At 60.9% G+C, this 18,322-nt stretch carries 11 protein-coding genes; 4 read left to right on the top strand and 7 right to left on the bottom strand.

All coding sequences use genetic code 11. The annotated features are described in order from the left end of the window. Positions 1-82 precede the first annotated feature (82 nt). A complete protein-coding gene (metE, locus tag JJN09_RS13440; RefSeq protein ID WP_249490557.1) occupies positions 83-2,395 on the top strand; it encodes a 5-methyltetrahydropteroyltriglutamate--homocysteine S-methyltransferase in 2,313 nt (770 codons plus the stop codon). 35 nt (positions 2,396-2,430) lie between these two features. Here metE and JJN09_RS13445 read toward each other — a convergent pair whose 3' ends face one another. After that, positions 2,431-7,992, bottom strand: a complete 5,562-nt coding sequence (locus tag JJN09_RS13445; RefSeq protein ID WP_249490558.1) for a DUF6543 domain-containing protein — start codon at positions 7,990-7,992, stop codon at positions 2,431-2,433. 211 nt (positions 7,993-8,203) lie between these two features. On the opposite strand from JJN09_RS13445, the gene JJN09_RS13450 reads away from it, so the two are divergent. Both JJN09_RS13450 and JJN09_RS13455 read left to right on the top strand, forming a co-directional pair. Continuing rightward, the gene (locus tag JJN09_RS13450; RefSeq protein WP_249490559.1) at positions 8,204-9,238 is read left to right on the top strand and encodes an alpha/beta fold hydrolase; all 1,035 of its coding nucleotides are present in this window, start codon (positions 8,204-8,206) and stop codon (positions 9,236-9,238) included. A gap of 50 nt (positions 9,239-9,288) precedes the next feature. Continuing rightward, entirely contained in the window at positions 9,289-9,954 is a 666-nt protein-coding gene (locus tag JJN09_RS13455) for a DsbA family oxidoreductase (RefSeq protein ID WP_249490560.1), read from the top strand. 37 nt (positions 9,955-9,991) lie between these two features. Here the strand turns inward: JJN09_RS13455 and JJN09_RS13460 are convergent, their stop codons facing one another. The 6 genes from JJN09_RS13460 to JJN09_RS13485 are packed head-to-tail and all read right to left on the bottom strand — an operon-like array spanning position 9,992 to position 17,285. Next, positions 9,992-11,380, bottom strand: coding sequence for a sigma-54 dependent transcriptional regulator (locus tag JJN09_RS13460; protein WP_249490561.1), 1,389 nt, complete (start codon positions 11,378-11,380; stop codon positions 9,992-9,994). Beyond that, positions 11,370-13,142, bottom strand: a complete 1,773-nt coding sequence (locus JJN09_RS13465; protein ID WP_249490803.1) for an ATP-binding protein — start codon at positions 13,140-13,142, stop codon at positions 11,370-11,372. Before JJN09_RS13465 ends, JJN09_RS13460 begins: the two co-directional genes overlap by 11 nt. A gap of 9 nt (positions 13,143-13,151) precedes the next feature. Further along, entirely contained in the window at positions 13,152-14,279 is a 1,128-nt protein-coding gene (locus JJN09_RS13470; protein ID WP_249490562.1) for a GNAT family N-acetyltransferase, read from the bottom strand. A gap of 42 nt (positions 14,280-14,321) precedes the next feature. Next, positions 14,322-15,203 carry a carboxylesterase gene (locus JJN09_RS13475; protein ID WP_249490563.1) on the bottom strand — a complete coding sequence of 294 codons (882 nt, stop codon included), beginning with the start codon at positions 15,201-15,203 and terminating at the stop codon, positions 14,322-14,324. Beyond that, positions 15,200-16,594 carry an aspartate aminotransferase family protein gene (locus JJN09_RS13480; protein ID WP_096818493.1) on the bottom strand — a complete coding sequence of 465 codons (1,395 nt, stop codon included), beginning with the start codon at positions 16,592-16,594 and terminating at the stop codon, positions 15,200-15,202. Before JJN09_RS13480 ends, JJN09_RS13475 begins: the two co-directional genes overlap by 4 nt. Next, complete coding sequence (locus JJN09_RS13485) at positions 16,587-17,285, bottom strand: HAD-IB family phosphatase (RefSeq protein ID WP_249490564.1); 699 nt, start codon at positions 17,283-17,285, stop codon at positions 16,587-16,589. The genes JJN09_RS13480 and JJN09_RS13485 overlap by 8 nt, the downstream gene beginning before the upstream one ends. Before the next feature lie 218 nt (positions 17,286-17,503). On the opposite strand from JJN09_RS13485, the gene JJN09_RS13490 reads away from it, so the two are divergent. Beyond that, a complete protein-coding gene (locus JJN09_RS13490) occupies positions 17,504-18,265 on the top strand; it encodes a MipA/OmpV family protein (protein WP_249490565.1) in 762 nt (253 codons plus the stop codon). Positions 18,266-18,322 lie beyond the last annotated feature (57 nt).

An 18,322-nucleotide genomic window follows, 5' to 3' on the forward strand; every position in this document is an offset into this window, starting at 1 on the left:
AACACGAAAAGGTTGAGTTTGTCTCATGTTGGGTTGGCTGTCGACAATGGCGCCATCTTTTACGCAATGGAGAACACTCGACATGGCCGTGGCCCACACCCTTGGTTTCCCGCGCATCGGCGCTGACCGCGAACTGAAAAAAGCCCTCGAAGCCTACTGGAAAGGCGATCTCGATCAGGCCGCCCTGAATCAGGTCGGCCGCGAGCTGCGAGCCACTCACTGGCAGTTGCAGAAAGACGCGGGCATCGACCTGCTGCCAGTCGGCGACTTCGCCTGGTACGACCAGGTGCTGACTCACTCGCTGACCTTCGGTGTGATCCCTGAGCGTTTCGACGGCGTGCGCGACGAGCACGGTCTGCCGACCCTCGACACCCTGTTCGCCATGGCCCGTGGCGCCACGGCTTCCTGCTGCGGCGGCGAGCACGGCAAGACCCAGTACGCCCAAGAGCTGACCAAGTGGTTCGACACCAACTACCACTACCTGGTCCCGGAATTCACCGCAGACCAGCAATTCAAGCTGAGCTGGGAACAACTGTTCGATGAAGTCGAAGAAGCCAAGGCCCTCGGTCACAACGTCAAACCAGTGATCATCGGCCCGCTGACTTACCTGTGGCTGGGTAAAGCGAAAGGCAACGACTTCGACAAGCTTGATCTGCTGGAACGTCTGCTGCCGGTGTACAACGAAATCCTCGGTCGCCTTGCCGCGCAGGGCGTGGAGTGGGTGCAGATCGACGAACCGATCCTGACCCTGGACCTGCCGCAGGCGTGGAAAAGCGCCTTCGAACGCGCCTATCACATCCTTCAGTATTCGCCGTTGAAGAAACTGGTGGCGACCTATTTCAGTGGCCTGCAAGACAATCTGGGCCTGGCCGTGGGCCTGCCAGTGCAAGGTTTGCACATCGACGCGGTGCGCGCTCCTGAAGAGCTCGGCCAGGTACTGGATCGCTTGCCGACCTACAAGATTCTCTCGGTGGGTCTGGTCAACGGTCGCAACGTCTGGCGCTGCGAACTGGAGCAGGCGTTGGCGCAACTGCAACCGGCCCAGGAGCGCTTTGGCGACAACCTGTGGGTCAGCAGTTCCTGCTCGCTGCTGCACAGTCCGGTGGATGTCGAGCGTGAAGACAAGCTCGATCCGGAACTGAAAAGCTGGCTGGCATTCGCCGTGCAGAAGTGCAGCGAAATATCGGTTTTGCGTGATGCGCTGAATGATCCACAAGCACCGAAAGTGCAAAGCGCACTGGCCGAAAGCCGCGCCATTCAAGCGAGCCGCGTCCGTTCGCCACGTATCCACAAGGCCGACGTGCAGTCTCGGATCAAAGCGATCAACGCCGGCGACAGCCAGCGCCATTCGCCGTTCGCCAAACGCATCGCCGCGCAACAGGCGCGCTTGCAATTGCCGACGTTTCCGACCACCACCATCGGTTCGTTCCCGCAAACCGGCTCGATCCGTCTGGCCCGCCAGGCGTTCAAGCAGGGCAAGTTGTCGGCCAACGATTACCACGACGCCATGCGCAGTGAAATCCGCCACGCGGTGCAAGTTCAGGAACGTCTGGGCCTCGATGTGCTGGTGCACGGTGAAGCCGAGCGCAACGACATGGTCGAGTACTTCGCCGAACAGCTCGACGGCTACCTGTTCACCCGTTTCGGTTGGGTCCAGAGCTACGGTTCCCGTTGCGTGAAACCGGCGGTGATTTATGGCGATCTGAGCCGTCCGAAAGCCATGACTGTGGACTGGATCACTTACGCTCAAGGCCTGACCGACAAGGTTATGAAAGGCATGCTGACCGGTCCTGTGACCATGCTGATGTGGTCGTTCCCCCGCGAAGACGTGTCGCGCAAAGTCCAGGCGCAACAACTGGCGCTGGCCCTGCGAGACGAAGTGGTGGATCTGGAAAACGCCGGGATCAAGATCGTGCAGATCGACGAAGCCGCGTTCCGCGAAGGCTTGCCGCTGCGCCGCGCGCAATGGCAGGATTATCTCGACTGGGCGGTGGAAGCATTCCGCCTGACCGCCTCGGGTGTGAAGGACGAAACCCAGATCCATACCCACATGTGCTACAGCGAATTCAACGACGTGATCAAGGCCATCGCCGACATGGACGCTGACGTCATCACCATCGAAACCTCGCGCTCGGACATGGAATTGCTTGAAGCCTTCGAAGCGTTCGACTACCCGAACGACATCGGCCCGGGCGTCTATGACATTCACTCGCCGCGAGTGCCGGACACGGCGGAAATGGTCAAATTGATGAGCAAGGCCGTGAAACGGATTCCGGCGCAGCGGTTGTGGGTCAACCCCGATTGCGGCCTGAAGACCCGAGCCTGGCCGGAGACCGAAGCGGCACTGATCAACATGGTCGCGGCAGCGCGGCAACTGCGCAGTCAGTTGGCCTGACAAGCAGGGGGCGGTTTGACCGCCCCCGTTTGCTTTCACAGGTTTTCGAAATGGGTCAGTACCGACGAGCGCTTGGCAATATCGGCATCCGGCAGAGACGGATCGTCGGCGTGGGTCAGCAATCGGTGTTCGGGCAGCTTCAGATGAGCCTTTTCGAATTCACGAAAACCGGGCGTCGCCTTTGAATAGTGGAAGTGGGCGTACCACAGCAGTTTTGGCGGTGCCTGGGTCAGGTCACGGATTTCGTACTCCTGTAGATAATCGATGCGACCGTCCTTGCGTTTGCCAAGGTGCTTCAATGGCGCGACTTTGCGGATGTCCACAGCGTTCTGTCCGATCAGATCGTCGAGCATGCCATCGGTAGGGCTCTTGCTGCCCAGTGATTGACGGGTGCGCATTTGCCGTCCGCGGATCCGCAGTTCGGTCGCCTTGCCACGCAGGGTGGCGATCATCGGATTCTGCGCGTCGACTCGCCCGATCCCTTGTGCCCGGCGAATCAGTTCCTCAGCCTCGCTGACCATCATGTGTTCCAGATCGACCGGGAGCATGCCCTGGCGGGCGTAGGTGCTTACCTTGATCTCGTACGCCGGCAATCGATCCAGTCGCGTGCGCGCTTCTGTCACCAACGATCCCAGATCCTGCTCCATAAGCGACGGCGTGCGGGCAGACGCATTCAACAGGCGATATTTGCCGCTGCTGCCCTGTTCCCAGACCTCCTCGACACCGCCCTTGCCGGTCAGGTGATAGCGACGCGTCTGTGTGGTCGACTCCCAGTGTTCGACGCCGATCAACAATTGATCGTCTTCGGTGGTGAAGATCTTTTTATTACTGCGCCCGGTAGGTGCGGACACCGTCGGCAGTTCAAGGGTTCTGCGTGCCCGGTCAGCCATTTTCTCGATGCCGGCCATCAGGGCAGGAACGTCATCCCTGTAAAAGTGTTGGGAGTAGCTGGCCGTCCACACGGTCATGGCCCGCCGGAACTGCGCATACGTATCGAGGCAGTCCTGCAGGATCCGATTGCGTTGGGCCCGGGTCGCAGCGGTCTCGGGCAGGCTGAATTGGATGTAGAGGGCACGATCCATCCTGGCACGCAGCTCTCGTGCCTGGTTTTGCAGAAAGTGCCAGGACAGCTCGGCGAGATTGTCGTAGCGCTGGACGATCTCCAGCAGGCTGCCGGTCCTCAGATAAAGCAGGTTGCTTTCACTGAGGCGCTTGTTCAAAGCCTCGACTTCCGTTCGCATGTGCGCCTTGTCCCGGGGAAGCGTAATGCGGTCGTACCAGTGGTTGAGATCGTGCATCAGCCCTTCGATCTCGTCGGTTTTTTGCATCGTTTCCCTGCGCAATCCGTGAATCTGTCTATGCAAGGCGATGTGCTCGCTGTGGAGGTTTTCCGGGAGGTCTATCAGACGTTCGATCAGAGGGTCGATCCGGTCTAGCAGTGGGGCGACCTGGTGATTGATGTGATGAACACGCAATTGAAGACGGTCGGCCACCTTCCAGGCATCAAGGCTCATGCACTCGAGGACCTTGCGTCGTTTGTTGCCGTGAGTCAGAGGCAGAAGGTCGGTCAACAGCCGATAGCGTCGAGTCACCAGTTCGATGTCGGCGATGCAGGCTGCATCGGCAGCCGCTCTCAACGCCGGGCGTTGTTGAACGGGAGCATCGTTGTAGCGGGAGATGACGGCGTGACTTTCGGCGAATCGAGCGTCGATCTGCCGCGCGAAATCATCGGTGGCCTGGGTCAATTGCTGTTGACGGCGATACACCCGATCCCCCCACCAGCGTGGCAATCGTTGACGAATGCTCGCGGGCCAGACGGGATCCAGCACATCGGCCAGATGCCCGACGACATTGCCACCGCCCGCTCCGCCGCCGTCAAACGTCGTCCCGTACACCCCGAAATGCGTGTCCCAGTCGCCAGCCTCATCCAGGGCAATCGGCTGCTTGTAGGTTTTCTGCGAGTTGCCTGCCAGACGCCAGCCTCGTGAGTCTTTACTCAATTCGACCTGATAGATCCGTCCCTGGCGCACAACGAAATCGCCGTCGGCATGCCGGTAGACATTACGAAACAGCCCGGCACTGGCCGGTTGCAGGCCGCTCAGGAAGATGGGCTGCTGATGTTCGTAATCGGCGAATCGTGTCCTCGTGTGTTTTGCCTTTCGCCCGTCAGATGGCTGCAACGCTGCGGGACTGCCGGCCAGTTTGCGCAGCTGTCGGTTGCGCGTCAGGGCGCCGGTGCCGGTGCCTGCGCCTGCCAGGGGCAGGACGTCCATTGCCGCATCAATCACGGCCAACAGCAGCGCTTCGATTTCGGCCAGCCCATCGCCCACTGCACCACGCAAAAAAGCGGCCACGGCCTGATTGGCACTGTTCCAGGCGTCATACAAGCCTATGGCAGTGCCGACAAACGGCACCAGACCCAAGGCCATTTTGATGTAGGTGAACACATGCGAACGGCTCAGAGCGTCGCGCTCCCTGGTCAAGTCGGCATTGGAGCGCGAGGTGCTGCGATGGACCTGGATCAGCCGCCCCATTTGCGCATTGAGCAAGTGCGCGGCCAGGGAGGTAGTTGCCGGCCAGCGTTCGCCTACTCCGATCAAGGCATCGAAGCGTTTGAGCACGGCCTGATCTATACGGTATTCGTGGGCCTGCACGTTGCCCTGTACAGCCCGGCCGGCCAGATAGCGTGACCATTTATCCTGTACGCAAAGGTTGAACAGCGCTTGGCGTGCCGCTTCCAGGTTGTCATAGCGGCGCAGGCATTGCCCATCGGGGCTGTCGGTCAGGTACAACAACGTGGTCCCACTGACCCTTTCTTCTATGAAGCTCACGCCGGACAGCGTCACCGGACCTTCGTTTGGCGTGTCCTTGCCGCCTGAGATGAGCAGGGCTGGCAGCAAGACGATGTGCCTGTTGTTTGCTCGCCAGGCGAAAGGCGTGTCGGCATCAACGGCGATGTCGAGTATCTGCAGATCCTGTGCACTGATCCGGTTTTGCAGGCGAGCGCATTCACCTTGCAGCCTGAGCATCAACCGCCAGGGTTCCAGCAGGCACTCGCGGCGATGTTCATTGACGAACGGCGGGTCATCGTGAGCGCCCATGAACACCTTGCGGACCAAGGTTTCGTAGGCGTCGGGCAGGTCCAGGTCGGGTAGGGTCTTGCGCAGATAGCTTTTCGTGATGCCGGTGATCAGGACCTGGCGCTCTTTCTCGTCGGTCGTTGTCACTTCCACGGTCATGAAACCCAGGCGCAGGAGCAGCGGTTCCAGACTCATCGACGGTGTATTGTCGATGTTGTGCCGGGCCAGATCTTCGAGAGGCATCATGCTGCGCGCTTTGCTGGGCACCAGTTCGAGCTTCTGTGGCGTGCCGGGTGCTCCGGGCGCCCTGATCGTGTGTTTTTCCATTGCCACCGAGTCGGGCAGATCCAGTCGCACGGTGAAATGCCCCTTGATCGAAAAGTCCCTGCGTAGACGCTCATGCAAGTGTTGTCGGATGAAATCGTCGCGGGGTGGCAGGGCTGTTTCCATCAGCGCCTGGCTACGTTGCATGGCTTTGATGTACGACTCGATCTGCCACCTGAGTCTGTCACGATCAGGACCGGACAGATCGCTCAACCAGTCTGGCAGGCTGGAGGCTATGGAGAGGGTCGTGCGTTGCTCCCGCAGGTAGGTGACTGCCAGCTGCATTGAAGCGTTTATCGGGACTTGCAGCGCAGACCGATACTGTATGCGCAACTTTTCCAGCTGTTCGGCCCGCTGCGCCGAGGGTGACTGAGCAAACTGCTGACGTATCGTGCCTGCCCGCTCCTCGAACTCGCGAGTCACCTGGTTCAGCGCATGTTGCAGGGGATCGCCGCTGATTCGCTTCAGGTGCAGGGCCAGCACCGTGTCCCGCTCCTGAATCTTGAACAGCTCACGCTCCAGCTCGCGGCGGTTTTCGAAGCGTTGCAGTCCGCCTCCGGTCCCGGGCCAGTACAGTAACAGGCTGTACGATGCGTTCGGTTCCGACAGAACCTTTGGATGAGTGATGACCAGAGGGCCGTTGAGAGTCTGCCCGCTGGTGGTGCCCGATGCGCCTGGCGGTTCGTGTACCGACAGCGATATTTCGGCCGCGCACAGGTCGGTACTGCTGTCACTGGCGTCGTTCAATGCTGATTGGATTGCCTGGAATTGATCGCCGCTCAATTGCCCGATTGTCTGCTGCAGTTCGGCTTCGGCGAGCAGACCTGTCTTGTGTGCCTGATGCAGCGCAGTGAACTCGCGATTGAACGTGACGGTATCCAGAACTCGTTCACGGTCTATCAGCGCTTGGGCGGCCGCATCCGCCAATCGTTCGGCGTCCTCCATGCGTTGGAAAAAACCATCGAGCGTTCGTTGTCCCTCATCGCCGGCCTGGTTCGTCCATGAGTGCAGTGCGTGTTGTTGTCGCTTCAGTGCTGTCTGACGCACGCTCCAGGGGATGTCGGCGAACAGGGCGCCAAACAGGGGATATTCCTCATCAAGGCCCGAAGGTCTCGGTGCTGGCAAGGCGGGAGGTGGCGCGACAAAACCGGCCACGCTGTGCTGGCGATCCACGCGATCAGCCGGAACCAACGCCCGGTTGCCCTGTTCGGCCAGATCCAACCCGCTGTCCGAATCCTGACGCAAAGCATTGAGTCGAGCCTCCTGCACCTGGGCCAGCCATTCACTCATACCTGTAGTCAGTGGCAGAACGTCGGCGCTGTATTCGAAGCGAAGCCCCGAGGCAGACACTTCCTGCGGAACGAGTTGCTGGTCGCGCAGCGATGATTCCATCTCGTTGCGATTGGCGAAGGTCTGCAAGGGCACCGGTCGATGAGGCAAATACAATAATTGCCGCCCCGATTGTCGTTCGCCGACACTGATGACCCAGGCGCCGGGAAGGCTGCTCCGGTCGTTGTTGTCGAGCAACAGTTCCAGCCGCTCGCGGTTTATGGGTCGATCGTCCAGTCGCGGGGCCGGGGACGCGCTCTCCATGAGCAGCCACAATGGCCGTAACTGGTCCGCGGTCAGAGAGCGCTGAGCCAGAGCGACTTGCGCTGCTGCTTCAACATGCACGAGGTACAACCGTGCGGCGTGCTCGCGACGGGAAAGCGGCGTGCCGGGCGCGCGTGCGTCCCAATAGGAATTCCAGCGCCAATTAAGTTCTTTTTCCGGATCGAGTCTTTTGATTCGGGCCAGCAATTGCAGTGGTGTAAGGGCATTCAACAGGTGGCTTGCACCCAGGCCGACCACTTCGGCGGGGCGGTCCGGTGTCTTTTCGGGTCGGTTTTTCTGACAGAAACACGCAAGGATCGATGTGAATCCGACAAATTGCTCGGGGAGCGTATCCGTTGCTGGAAAGCGAAGGCCTGCATCCGGCTCTCCCAGATCCAGTTCGCGCTCCAGCAGGTCGGTCAGCGAGGTGCGAATGGAAGGCACACCGGCCAGCAGCTCGCGCAAGTCCTGACTGGCGTTGTGCCAACGTATCGTGGCGTTGTGCAGCAGAGCGCTGTCGATGTTCTGCGGCAAGGGCAATGAAGCCGGCCAGACCTGCGGCGCTGGCGGGTTGTATTCGGTAAAGATGCTTTCGGACATGGTCAACAGGTTCGTGACGGGGAGCGGGAGATCCACTCCATCTGTTAACCATTGAAAGGCGATAACCGAAGGCGGCGGCGTTACATAGTTATCGCTGCCACCCCTGACCGCTCGGCACTCTTCATCAAACTGTCATCGAACTGTGGCAGCGCGCTTGAACAAACTTCATCAGACTCGCGCTCTACTGGGGTTCTGCGTTTCGGTGTTTTTCATGTTCAAGGGATTTTTTGCAATCGCGGCGTTGTTGGCCGCGGTTTTTTTCGGGCAGGCGTCTTATGCGGCGTCGCGTTGCGACGTCAATGTACCGACCGAACGGGTCGATCTGGAGCAGGTGAGCCTGGCGTACCAGAGCATTGGTCGTGCGTCGGATCCGGCGTTGTTGCTGGTGATGGGGCTGGGCGGGCAGTTGATTCACTGGCCGGATGAAGTGGTGGTCGCCCTGTGTCAGCAGGGCTTTCGGGTGATCCGCTATGACAATCGTGACGTGGGTCTTTCGACCTGGCGTCAGGCGCCGGCCGAGGCCAACCTGACGTTTGAAGTGCTGCGCTACAAACTCGGCCTGCCGGTGGCGGCGCCCTACAGCCTGACTGACATGGCCGACGATGCGCTGGGCCTGATGGACGCGCTGCACGTCGAGCAATTCCACGTGCTCGGCGCGAGCATGGGCGGGATGATCGCCCAGCACCTGGCCGCCATGGCCCCGCAACGGGTCGAGAGCCTGACGCTGATCATGACCAGCTCCGGCGCCGAAGGCCTGCCGGCGCCGAGTGCAGCGCTGGTGCAATTGCTGTCGCGACGCGGTGCACCCAATCGCGAAGTGGCGTTGGAGCAGCAGGCGGATTTGTTGGCGGCGCTGGGCAGTCCGACGGTCACCGATGATCGTCAGATGCTGTTGCATCAGGCGGCGCTGTCCTACGACCGGGCGTTCAACCCCGAAGGCGTGAAGCGCCAGATCATGGCGATCCTTGCCGAGCCAAGCCGCGTGGCGTTGCTCAATCAGTTACGCGTACCGACGCTGGTGGTGCATGGCACGGCCGATCCGTTGCTGCCGGTGATGCATGGCGTACATCTGGCGGCGCACATTCGCGGCAGTCAGTTGAAGCTGATTCCGGGTCTGGCCCATCGTTTCCAGGAGGCGTTCAAGGCGCCGTTGCTGGCGGCGGTGTTGCCGTACTTGCAGCAACACCGTGAAGACACCTCGCACTGGGCGCAGATCGAACCGGTGGCCGAGCGCAATCTGCTCTAGCGGGTGTATCGTGCAGGTCTTTGGCCATGATTGAACGCACGAGGTGAGTCATGAGTTCTGCCCTGAAAATCGATTTTGTCAGCGACGTGTCCTGCCCGTGGTGCGTCGTCGGTCTGTATGGTCTGCTGCGGGCGCTGGAGATTCTGCGCAACGAGGTGCAAGCCGAGATCCGTTTCCAGCCGTTCGAGCTGAACCCGAAGATGGGACCGGAAGGGCAGAACATCGGCGAACATATCCATGAAAAATACGGATCGACGCCAGAGCAGTCACAGAAGAATCGTGAAGTGATCCGCTCCCGTGGCGCCGATGTCGGTTTCAGCTTTCGCACCGATTCCAACAGCCGCATCTACAACACCTTCGATGCTCATCGGCTGCTGCACTGGGCCGGGGAGGAGGGCTTGCAGTTGCCGTTGAAAGAGGCGCTGTTCAAGGCTTACTTCACCGATGGCGGCAACCCGTCCGATCACTCGCAACTGGCGCAGATTGCCGAAAGCGTCGGCCTCGACCGACAGCGCGCCGAGACGATTCTGGCATCCGACGAATTCGCCAGCGACGTGCGCAAGGAGGAGCAATTGTGGCTGTCGCGCGGCGTCAGCTCGGTGCCGACCGTGGTATTCAACGGGCAATACGCGGTCAGCGGTGGCCAGCCGGTCGATACCTTTGTCGGGGCGATCCGGCAGATCATGAGCGAGGCGAAGGGCGGTACGGTGAACTGACGCCGTGAGGGTTCCCGGCATTGTCCGGGAACCCTGACTACCGGACGATCTTGTCCACGTGAATCCCCAGTTTTTTCAGGCGATACCAGAAGCTGCGCTCGGAAATCCCGATCAACTGCGCTGCCGCAGCCTGCACGCCATTGCTCTGGGCCAGCGCGGCGAGGATGTAGGCTTTTTCCACTTCTGCCAGTGCCGCTTCCAGGTCGGCCGGCACGCTGCCTTCGGCGACCAGAGCACCGGGCTCGGTCGGCTGTGAGGCAAACAGATAGGCCGGCAAGTCCTGCTCCTCAATCTCCGCGCCGGACGCGACGATGGTCGCGCGCTCGACGCAGTTCTGCAGTTCGCGAATGTTTCCCGGCCATGAATAACGGGCCATCGCCTGCAACGCCTCGGCACTGAAACCGCTGAAGCGCTTACCCGCCGCAGCGCCCAGGGTATGGGCGAAATGCCGGGCCAGCGGCGCGATGTCTTCGACCCGCTCTCGCAAGGCCGGCAACGGAATCGGGAACACGTTGAGGCGGTAATAGAGGTCTTCGCGAAACTCCTTGTTGGCCACGGCGTCCAGCAGGTTCTTGTTGGTCGCGGCGATGACCCGCACATCGACCTTGCGCTCGCGCGGATCGCCCACCGGTTCAATGATGCGTTCCTGCAAGGCGCGGAGGATTTTCGCTTGCAGCGCCAGCGGCATTTCGCCGATCTCATCGAGAAACAGCGTGCCTTTGTCCGCCTGCTGGAAGCGCCCGACCCGGTCCGCCACTGCGCCGGTGAACGCGCCTTTGCGGTGGCCGAACATTTCACTTTCCAGCAACCCTTCCGGGATTGCCGCGCAGTTGACCGCGACAAACGGTTTGTCGGCGCGGTTGCCGTGCTTGTGGATGGCCCGGGCGACCATTTCCTTGCCGGTGCCGCTTTCGCCGGTCAGCAGGATGGTGGCGTTGCTTTCGCGCACCGAGTCGATCGCGCTCAGTACCCGGCGAAAGCTCGGGCTGTCGCCCACCAGGCTATCGATCTGCTGGTGCTCGTCGAGTTCGGCGCGCATGCGCTGGTTGTCTTTGAGGATGTCGCGAAATTGCAGGGCCTTGCTGACGGTGATGTCCAGCTCATCGATATCGAAGGGTTTGGCGATGTAGTCGAAAGCGCCGTTGCGCATCGACTGCACGGCGTTTTTCACCGTGCTGTAGGCGGTCATGACGATCACCGGCAACTGCGGGAAACGGTTTTTGATTTCCGCCAGCAGTTGCGGGCCGTCCATGCCGGGCATGCGCCAGTCGCTGATTACCAGATCGATGTCTTCGGCTTCCAGCACCTTGAGCGCGTGCAGGCCGTTGCCGGCGGTGAACACCACAATGTCGTTCTGACCCAAGGCCGATGCCAGCAGGTCGCAGAGTTTGGGCTCGTCGTCGACCACCAGTACGTTATGCGTCATCGCTGTCCTCGTCGAAATCTGCACCGTTGGCCGGAATGTACAGGCTGAACGTGGCCCCGGCATCTTTTTCGCTGACGCATTCGATGCGCCCGTCATGGCTTTCCATGATCGAGTACACCTTGGCCAGGCCGAGCCCGGTGCCGGACGCCTTGGTGGTGACGAACGGCGTGAAGATCCGTTCGAGCATATCCGCTTCGATACCCTGGCCAGTGTCGCTGACACTGATGACGGTGTTGTGTTGGTCGCTGCTGATGCCCAGGGTCAGGCGACCACCGTCGGGCATGGCGTCGATGGCGTTGACGATCAGGTTCAGGCCAGCCTGTTTGAGTTGCCGCGCATCGGCATACAGGGTGGCGGCGGGGGCGCGGTCGTCGATTCGCACATCGATGTTGTGGCTGGCCAGTTCCGGGGCGCAGAACCCGACCAGTTCATCCACCAGCGGCCGCGCCAGTTGGGTCGAACGCAGCGGTGCGCTGGGCTTGGCGAAGTCGAGAAATTCGGTGATCAGGTCGTTGATGCGGCTGACTTCACTGACCACGTATTCCAGATGACGCTTGTCGGTTTCCGGCAGGTCGGCGCGTCGGTGCAGCAGTTGCGTGGCAGTCTTAATGATGCCCAGGGGGTTGCGGATTTCATGGGCCAGGCCCATTGCGACTTCGCCCAGCGCATGCAAGCGGTCGCGGCGGCGCAGTTGCGATTCCAGGTGTTGCAACTCGGCGAGGCGTTCGCTCATGTGGTTGAAGGTGCTGCTCAGTTCCGCCAGTTCATCGCCGCCGGTGACCGGCAGGCGCTGACGGTAGTCCCCGGCGATCACCGCTTGCACGCCTTTGGCCAGACCGCGCAGTGGCTGGGTCAGGCGCTGCGAGACCAGCCAGCCGACCGCCAGCGAAGCCGCCGAGCTGAGGATGAAGATCAGGATGAACAGGTTGCTCTGGTTCACCAGACCGACCAGGGTGGTATGGCGCAGCAAACCGCTGAACACCACACCTTGCAGCTCGCCGGCTTCATTGAGAATCGGTCGATAGATACCGCTGTAACGGTTGGTCGACTGCTCGATCGGTTGCTTGGTGCTGCGCAGTTGCTGTTCGATGTGTTCCGGCACCACTGCGGGATGATCTTCAAAGCGCTGGGTGGAGAAAATCTCCGAGAAGTCCGCGCCCTTGGCCAGGTACAGACGCAAATCGAGGGAGTGCACGTCGGCCACGCTGGTCAGGAAGCTGTTGTCGAGGTAGGTCGCGACGACCAGTTTGTAGTCGGTGCCGTCCTGATCGGTTTCGAAGGTCGAGACCACGGTGCCGGTCGCCACGCCGCCGACTTGCAGGGTCTGCAACACGGCTTTGGGCGCGGTGCTGATTTGCCGCACGATGTCATCGGCAGCGGTGCTGAACACTACTTTGTGATCGCTGTTGCGGATCAATGCGACCACGTCGATGCCCATCGAGTCGGCGATGTCCGCCGTAAGCTTGTTGTGCTTGGCCGACTGCCGGTCGGTGGGTGGACGGGTGTAACGCAGGAACAACTGTGCGACCCGGGCGTTGTCGCGCAGGATCTCGCTGATTTCGTCCTCGACGATTTTGGTCGACTCCTGCAGCCAGATCCGCACGTTGCTGTCGAAAATCTGCGACAGGGTGGTGGCCGCCAGTTCCGCGGCGATCATGGTCGGGATCACGCTGACCAGCCAGAACGCCAGCACCAGTTTGCGTTGCAGGCTCCAGCCGGAGAGGGCGAAGGGTCGGGCGGTGGCGCGTCGGTCGTTGATCATCATGCTCGCTTATTGTTGTTCGCTTATCGCAGTCGCCATGGCCGGGTCGGTACGATCCGGGCGGATGAATAACTTCACCAGCCGCAGCAGTTGATTGAGCACGGGATGGCGGTGGCGGAAAAACACGGTGTTGCCGACGAACGAGCAACCCAGGCGCAGCTTACTGGCATAACCGGCCTGGCCGCACGCGTAGATCGGGATGCCGTGTTCAATACAGTAGCCGACATTGGCCAGCCAGCTGCGCATGTACAGTTTGTGCTCGCGGGTGTGCGCCAGGTCGTGGGCGAAGAACTTGTCCACCAGCCGTTGATCGTCCAGCAGCACCAGGTTGAACGCCACCAGCTCGTCATCGACCCAGTACAAAACGCAGGCGGCACGCTCGTCGAGGTGTTCCAGCACCTGGCGAAAGTACGCGGCCGGCAGACACTCGAATGTCAGATCGCTGCGGGCCAGGGTCGCTTCGTAAAGCCGCATCATGGTCGGCAACAGGTCGTCGACCGAGCGCCGCCATTCGATTCGCGGACCCGAACCGCGCAGGGTCCGGCGCAGGTCCTTGCGGGTGGATTTGCCCAGGGTGCCGAGGTAGGCGTCGACCGAACCGAAGGTGATCGGCAGCTCGGCACCGGGCAACCCCGGCATGCTCTGCAACCCGGCCTCGCGACAGGCCTGCAGCCATTGCGGATTGCGGTGGGAAGCATCCTTGACGGCCAGCAGGCCGACCCCGGCCTGGTTTGCATCTTCACGGGCCAGATTCAGCAGACGTGAAAACAGTGAAGGTAAGCGGCTTGGATCGATAGACGGGAGGGTGCCGACGTGGCACTGCTCGGCCACCGGCGAGCCGAGGGCGTACAGGCGAATGTCGAACAGCCCCGGCCAGCAACTGCGCAGCCATTGGCTGAAGCCTTTGACAGTGCCTTGCAGGGTGGTGTCGAGCGAATAGGCAGTCCTGAAGGCCACCACTGCCGCAATCAGGCGGTCGTCTTCAAACAACGCCAGATAGCGCCAGTGAAAGCCGTCGATGCCGGCCTGTTCAACGGCGCGATAATAGGCCCAGTCTTCGAGCTCCTCGGGAAAGCAGGCATTCCACGCGTCGCGATCAATCGCTTCGATGGTTGAAAAGGCTTGGGCCGTGATCACGTCGTTTCCTTAACCGGCAAGGCATATCGTTTTGCAGTCGATTCACGCCCGTTGCCGGTATTCCTCGGTTGGCAGAGAGGGAGCGGTGAGCGGCAGGTCGGTGCGGTGGTTGTGGATGAATTGCACACTCAGTTCCACGACGCGTCGGTACTGCAGATCGACCGTGATCATGTGATAGCAGTCGTCCAGCAGGATCTTCACCACTTCGCCACCGAGCTTGCGTTCCACGTAGTCGGCGTTCCAGCGGCTGGTGATGTCATCCTCGATGGAGTGCAGCACCAGTGCCGGCACGGTGATGGAGGGCATGCGTTTGCGCACCACGGCGTTCATCCGGTGCAGTTCGCGCACGGTCACGCCTTCCATGGTCAGCAGGCCGGCCTCACTGCTGTGGCCTTCCTTCATCTGCCGTTCGACGATGGCCCGCAGACGTTCATTCTTGATGCCGTAGGGCGGTTTCTCTTCGAACTTGCAGATGTGCACGCCGAACGGGATTTTCATCAGCAACGGCGTCAGAAACGCCAGTTTGTTGATGCTCCAGCCGTCGTACTTGAGCGTCGTGGAATACATCAGCAACCCCGCTACCTGGCCAGGATGCTCGGACGCCACGTACATCGACATCACCGCACCCATCGACAGGCCGCCGACAAACACTTTGCTGTGCTGACGGCGGATGCCGACGAAGGTCTTGCGCACACCCTCGTACCAGTCGCGCCAGCCGGTGGCCTGCAAATCGGCATTGCCGCCGCAGTGCCCGGCCAGGGTCGGCACGTACACCGTGCAACCGGCCTTGGCCAGTCCCACGGCGACCCGACGTAACTCCGTCGGGGTGCCGGTGAGGCCGTGGATCAACAACACCGCGACCTCCCCTGTGCCGAGAACGAAACCGGCGTCGCCTTCGCCCAGATCGATCCCGGCCGCGTTCATCGTTTCATCGCCCGGGCCAGCAGACGGTCGAGCAGGGCAATGCCCAGGTCGATTTCCGGGTAGCTGATTTCCAGCGATGGCGCGAGGGTGATCACGTTTTTGTAGTAACCGCCCACGTCGAGGATCAGGCCCAGTTTGCGGCCGTCGATCTCGATGTCGCCTTTCATGCCTTCTTCGACCATGAAGTCCAGGGTGGCCTTGTCCGGGGTGAAACCGTCCGGGCCGCAGATTTCGCAGCGCAGGGCCAGGCCCAGGCCATCGACGTCGCCGATGATCGGGTAGCGTTTCTGCAGATCCTGCAGGCCTTCAAGGAAGTATTTGCCCTTGGCCATGACCATCGCGCCGTAGTCGACTTCGCTGGTCATCTTGAACATTTCCAGGCCCACGGCAGTGCCCAGCGGGTTGGAGGCGAAGGTGGAGTGGGTCGAACCTGGCGGGAAGACTTTCGGGTTGATCAGTTCTTCTTTCGCCCAGATGCCGCCCAGTGGGTTGAGGCCGTTGGTCAGTGCCTTGCCGAAGACGATCACGTCCGGTTTGACGTCGAAGTGTTCGATCGACCACAGCTTGCCGGTGCGATAGAAGCCCATCTGGATTTCGTCGACCACCATCAGGATGCCGTGCTGATCCAGCACATGCTTGAGTTCGCTGTAGAAGTTCATCGGTGGAATCACGTAGCCGCCGGTGCCCTGGATCGGCTCGACGTAGAAGGCTGCGTATTCGCTCTGGCCGACTTTCGGGTCCCAGACGCCGTTGTATTCAGTCTCGAACAGACGGGCGAATTGCTGCACGCAGTGGCTGCCGTACTCTTCCTTGGTCATGCCTTTCGGACCACGGAAGTGGTACGGGAACGGGATGAAGTTGGCGCGCTCGCCGAAGTGGCCGTAGCGGCGGCGATAGCGGTAGCTGGAGGTGATCGACGAGGCGCCGAGGGTACGACCGTGGTAACCGCCCTCGAAGGCGAACATCAGGCTCTTGCCGTTGCTGGCGTTACGCACGACTTTCAGCGAGTCCTCGATGGACTGTGAACCGCCGACGTTGAAGTGCACGCGACCGTCGAGGCCGAACTTCTTCTTGGCGTCCACGGCGATCATTTCCGAGAGCTCGATCTTGCCTTTGTGCAGGTACTGGCTGGCGATCTGCGGCAGGGTGTCGATCTGCTGTTTCAGCGCATTGTTCAGGCGCGGGTTGGCGTAACCGAAGTTGACCGCCGAGTACCACATTTGCAGGTCGAGGTAGGCCTGGTCTTCGGTGTCCCAGACATAGGAGCCTTCGCAGCGGCTGAAAATGCGCGGCGGTTCGATGTAGTGAACGGTGTCGCCGTAGGAGCAGTATTTGGCTTCTTTTTCCAGAAGAATCTGGTCTTCCGCAGTAGCAATTCGAATATCAGACATGGTGGAAGAGTTCCTGGGTTTCAGTGTTGAAAGTAGTAGCGTTGGCGGCGCTGGCTTTTGGCAGCAGCGCCAGCAAAGCCGGGAGTTCGGCGAAGCTGTCGAAGCGGGCGTAAGGGATCGCGTTGCGTTCGCAGTATTCGGCGAGGCGTCCCTTGGCGAAGACGAAGTCGGCGGTGGACGACACGCACATGTCGGACTGGCCGTCACCGATCACCAGCACCCGTTTGTTGCCGGGCGTGGATTTGCATTTGCAATTGCCGGATGCCGCGCGGCAGGCATCGCTGGAGTGCGGAAAATCGATGCGCCAGCTTTCGTGATCGAGCTGTCGCAGGCGGTTGGCGAGGATCGGCAACAAGGTCACGTAGTTGCGCGAAAGAATTCGCGCGATGCCTTGTTCGATGCCGTCGCTGACCACTTCGAACGAAGCGCCCAGGCCGATGGCGTGGTCGACGAAGTCGGGGAAGTCCGGATCGATCTCGATGCTGTCGAAGAATTCCAGCAGTTGGCCGGGCGTGGCCTTGACCAGCGAGAGCTGGCGGCTGAGGCATTCACGGGAACCGATTTCACCGGCCAGCCATTGGTTTTCGATCACTTCCCAACTCGGGTCGGCGAAGCGTTCGAGAATGCTGTCGATCACGTCGGTGCGGGTGATGGTCCCGTCGAAATCACACACGATATGCCAGTCAATCATCTGCATTACCTATTGGTCAGAGCGCGTTGTGTGCGCTTGCCGAGGGGTAGAGCAGGGACTGTGCCAAGTGCTTCGGCCCCCATGTTGGCGGGGCTGATGAGGTGCTTTGGCGATTCGAAGCTACAATTTTTGTAGCTTGCTACAAACAACATGAGTGCTTGCGCGGTGGGCGGCATCCGGGGATTGATGCGCGCATGTTCAATTAAAGGAATGGCCTCATGAAGAGGAAGACACTGCTTTTACTGGCGGCGCTGAGCGCTTTTTCGGCAAGCGCCATGGCGGGCGGCATCACCGGGGAGGCGGGCGTGGGCCTGGGTTATCAGCCTCACGATCCCAGCGGCAGCCGTTATGAAACACGGCCGATACCGTATCTCGATCTGGACTGGGGCGATGTCAGCCTCAGTACTGACGACGGCCTGACCTGGAACGCTTTGAAGGCCAACGGTTTCAGCGCCGGCCCTTATGTGAATTACCTGCCGGGCCGCACCTCCAACGGCGAATTGCGCGGATTGCGCGATGTGCCCGACATGGCCGAGGCCGGCGGTTTCGTGCAGTACGCGCCGGCCGACTTCTGGCGGGTATTCGCGTCCGTTGGCCAGGCGATCGGCGGTGGCGGCGGACAGGGCGGCGTGCTCGGTCGGGTCGGTGGCGAGATCGGTTATCCACTGGGCGGCGGCGTGATCGGCAGCAGCAATCTGACCGCGCATTTTGCCGATGCCCGGCAGAACAACACGTTCTTCGGTGTCAGCGACAAGGAAGCCCAGGCCTCCGGCATCCGCGCGTACAACGCTGGCGGCGGCTTGCAGAACATCGCGCTGACCCAGAGTTTCGAGTTCCCGCTTGGGCCGCAATGGTCGCTGGTGACCAGTGCCAGCTGGATTCACCTGACGAACTCGGCGGCCGACAGCAGCATTGTCAAAAGCGTCGGCGATACCAATCAGGGCGAGGTGCAGATGGCGATCGCCTACAAATTCAAGTGAGCCAGGCGGGAACTGGTCTGGCCTTTGCAGACAGCCGTGTCGAACCCATTGTTTCAG

It is taken from the genome of Pseudomonas sp. HS6, assembly GCF_023375815.1.
Classification (GTDB): domain Bacteria; phylum Pseudomonadota; class Gammaproteobacteria; order Pseudomonadales; family Pseudomonadaceae; genus Aquipseudomonas.

Coding starts and splice junctions, on each gene's coding strand:
- metE (WP_249490557.1), top strand. CDS start 83: ATGGCCGTGGCCCACACCCTTGGTTTCCCGCGCATCGGCGCTGACCGC.
- JJN09_RS13445 (WP_249490558.1), bottom strand. CDS start 7,992: ATGTCCGAAAGCATCTTTACCGAATACAACCCGCCAGCGCCGCAGGTC.
- JJN09_RS13450 (WP_249490559.1), top strand. CDS start 8,204: ATGTTCAAGGGATTTTTTGCAATCGCGGCGTTGTTGGCCGCGGTTTTT.
- JJN09_RS13455 (WP_249490560.1), top strand. CDS start 9,289: ATGAGTTCTGCCCTGAAAATCGATTTTGTCAGCGACGTGTCCTGCCCG.
- JJN09_RS13460 (WP_249490561.1), bottom strand. CDS start 11,380: ATGACGCATAACGTACTGGTGGTCGACGACGAGCCCAAACTCTGCGAC.
- JJN09_RS13465 (WP_249490803.1), bottom strand. CDS start 13,142: ATGATCAACGACCGACGCGCCACCGCCCGACCCTTCGCCCTCTCCGGC.
- JJN09_RS13475 (WP_249490563.1), bottom strand. CDS start 15,203: ATGAACGCGGCCGGGATCGATCTGGGCGAAGGCGACGCCGGTTTCGTT.
- JJN09_RS13480 (WP_096818493.1), bottom strand. CDS start 16,594: ATGTCTGATATTCGAATTGCTACTGCGGAAGACCAGATTCTTCTGGAA.
- JJN09_RS13485 (WP_249490564.1), bottom strand. CDS start 17,285: ATGATTGACTGGCATATCGTGTGTGATTTCGACGGGACCATCACCCGC.
- JJN09_RS13490 (WP_249490565.1), top strand. CDS start 17,504: ATGAAGAGGAAGACACTGCTTTTACTGGCGGCGCTGAGCGCTTTTTCG.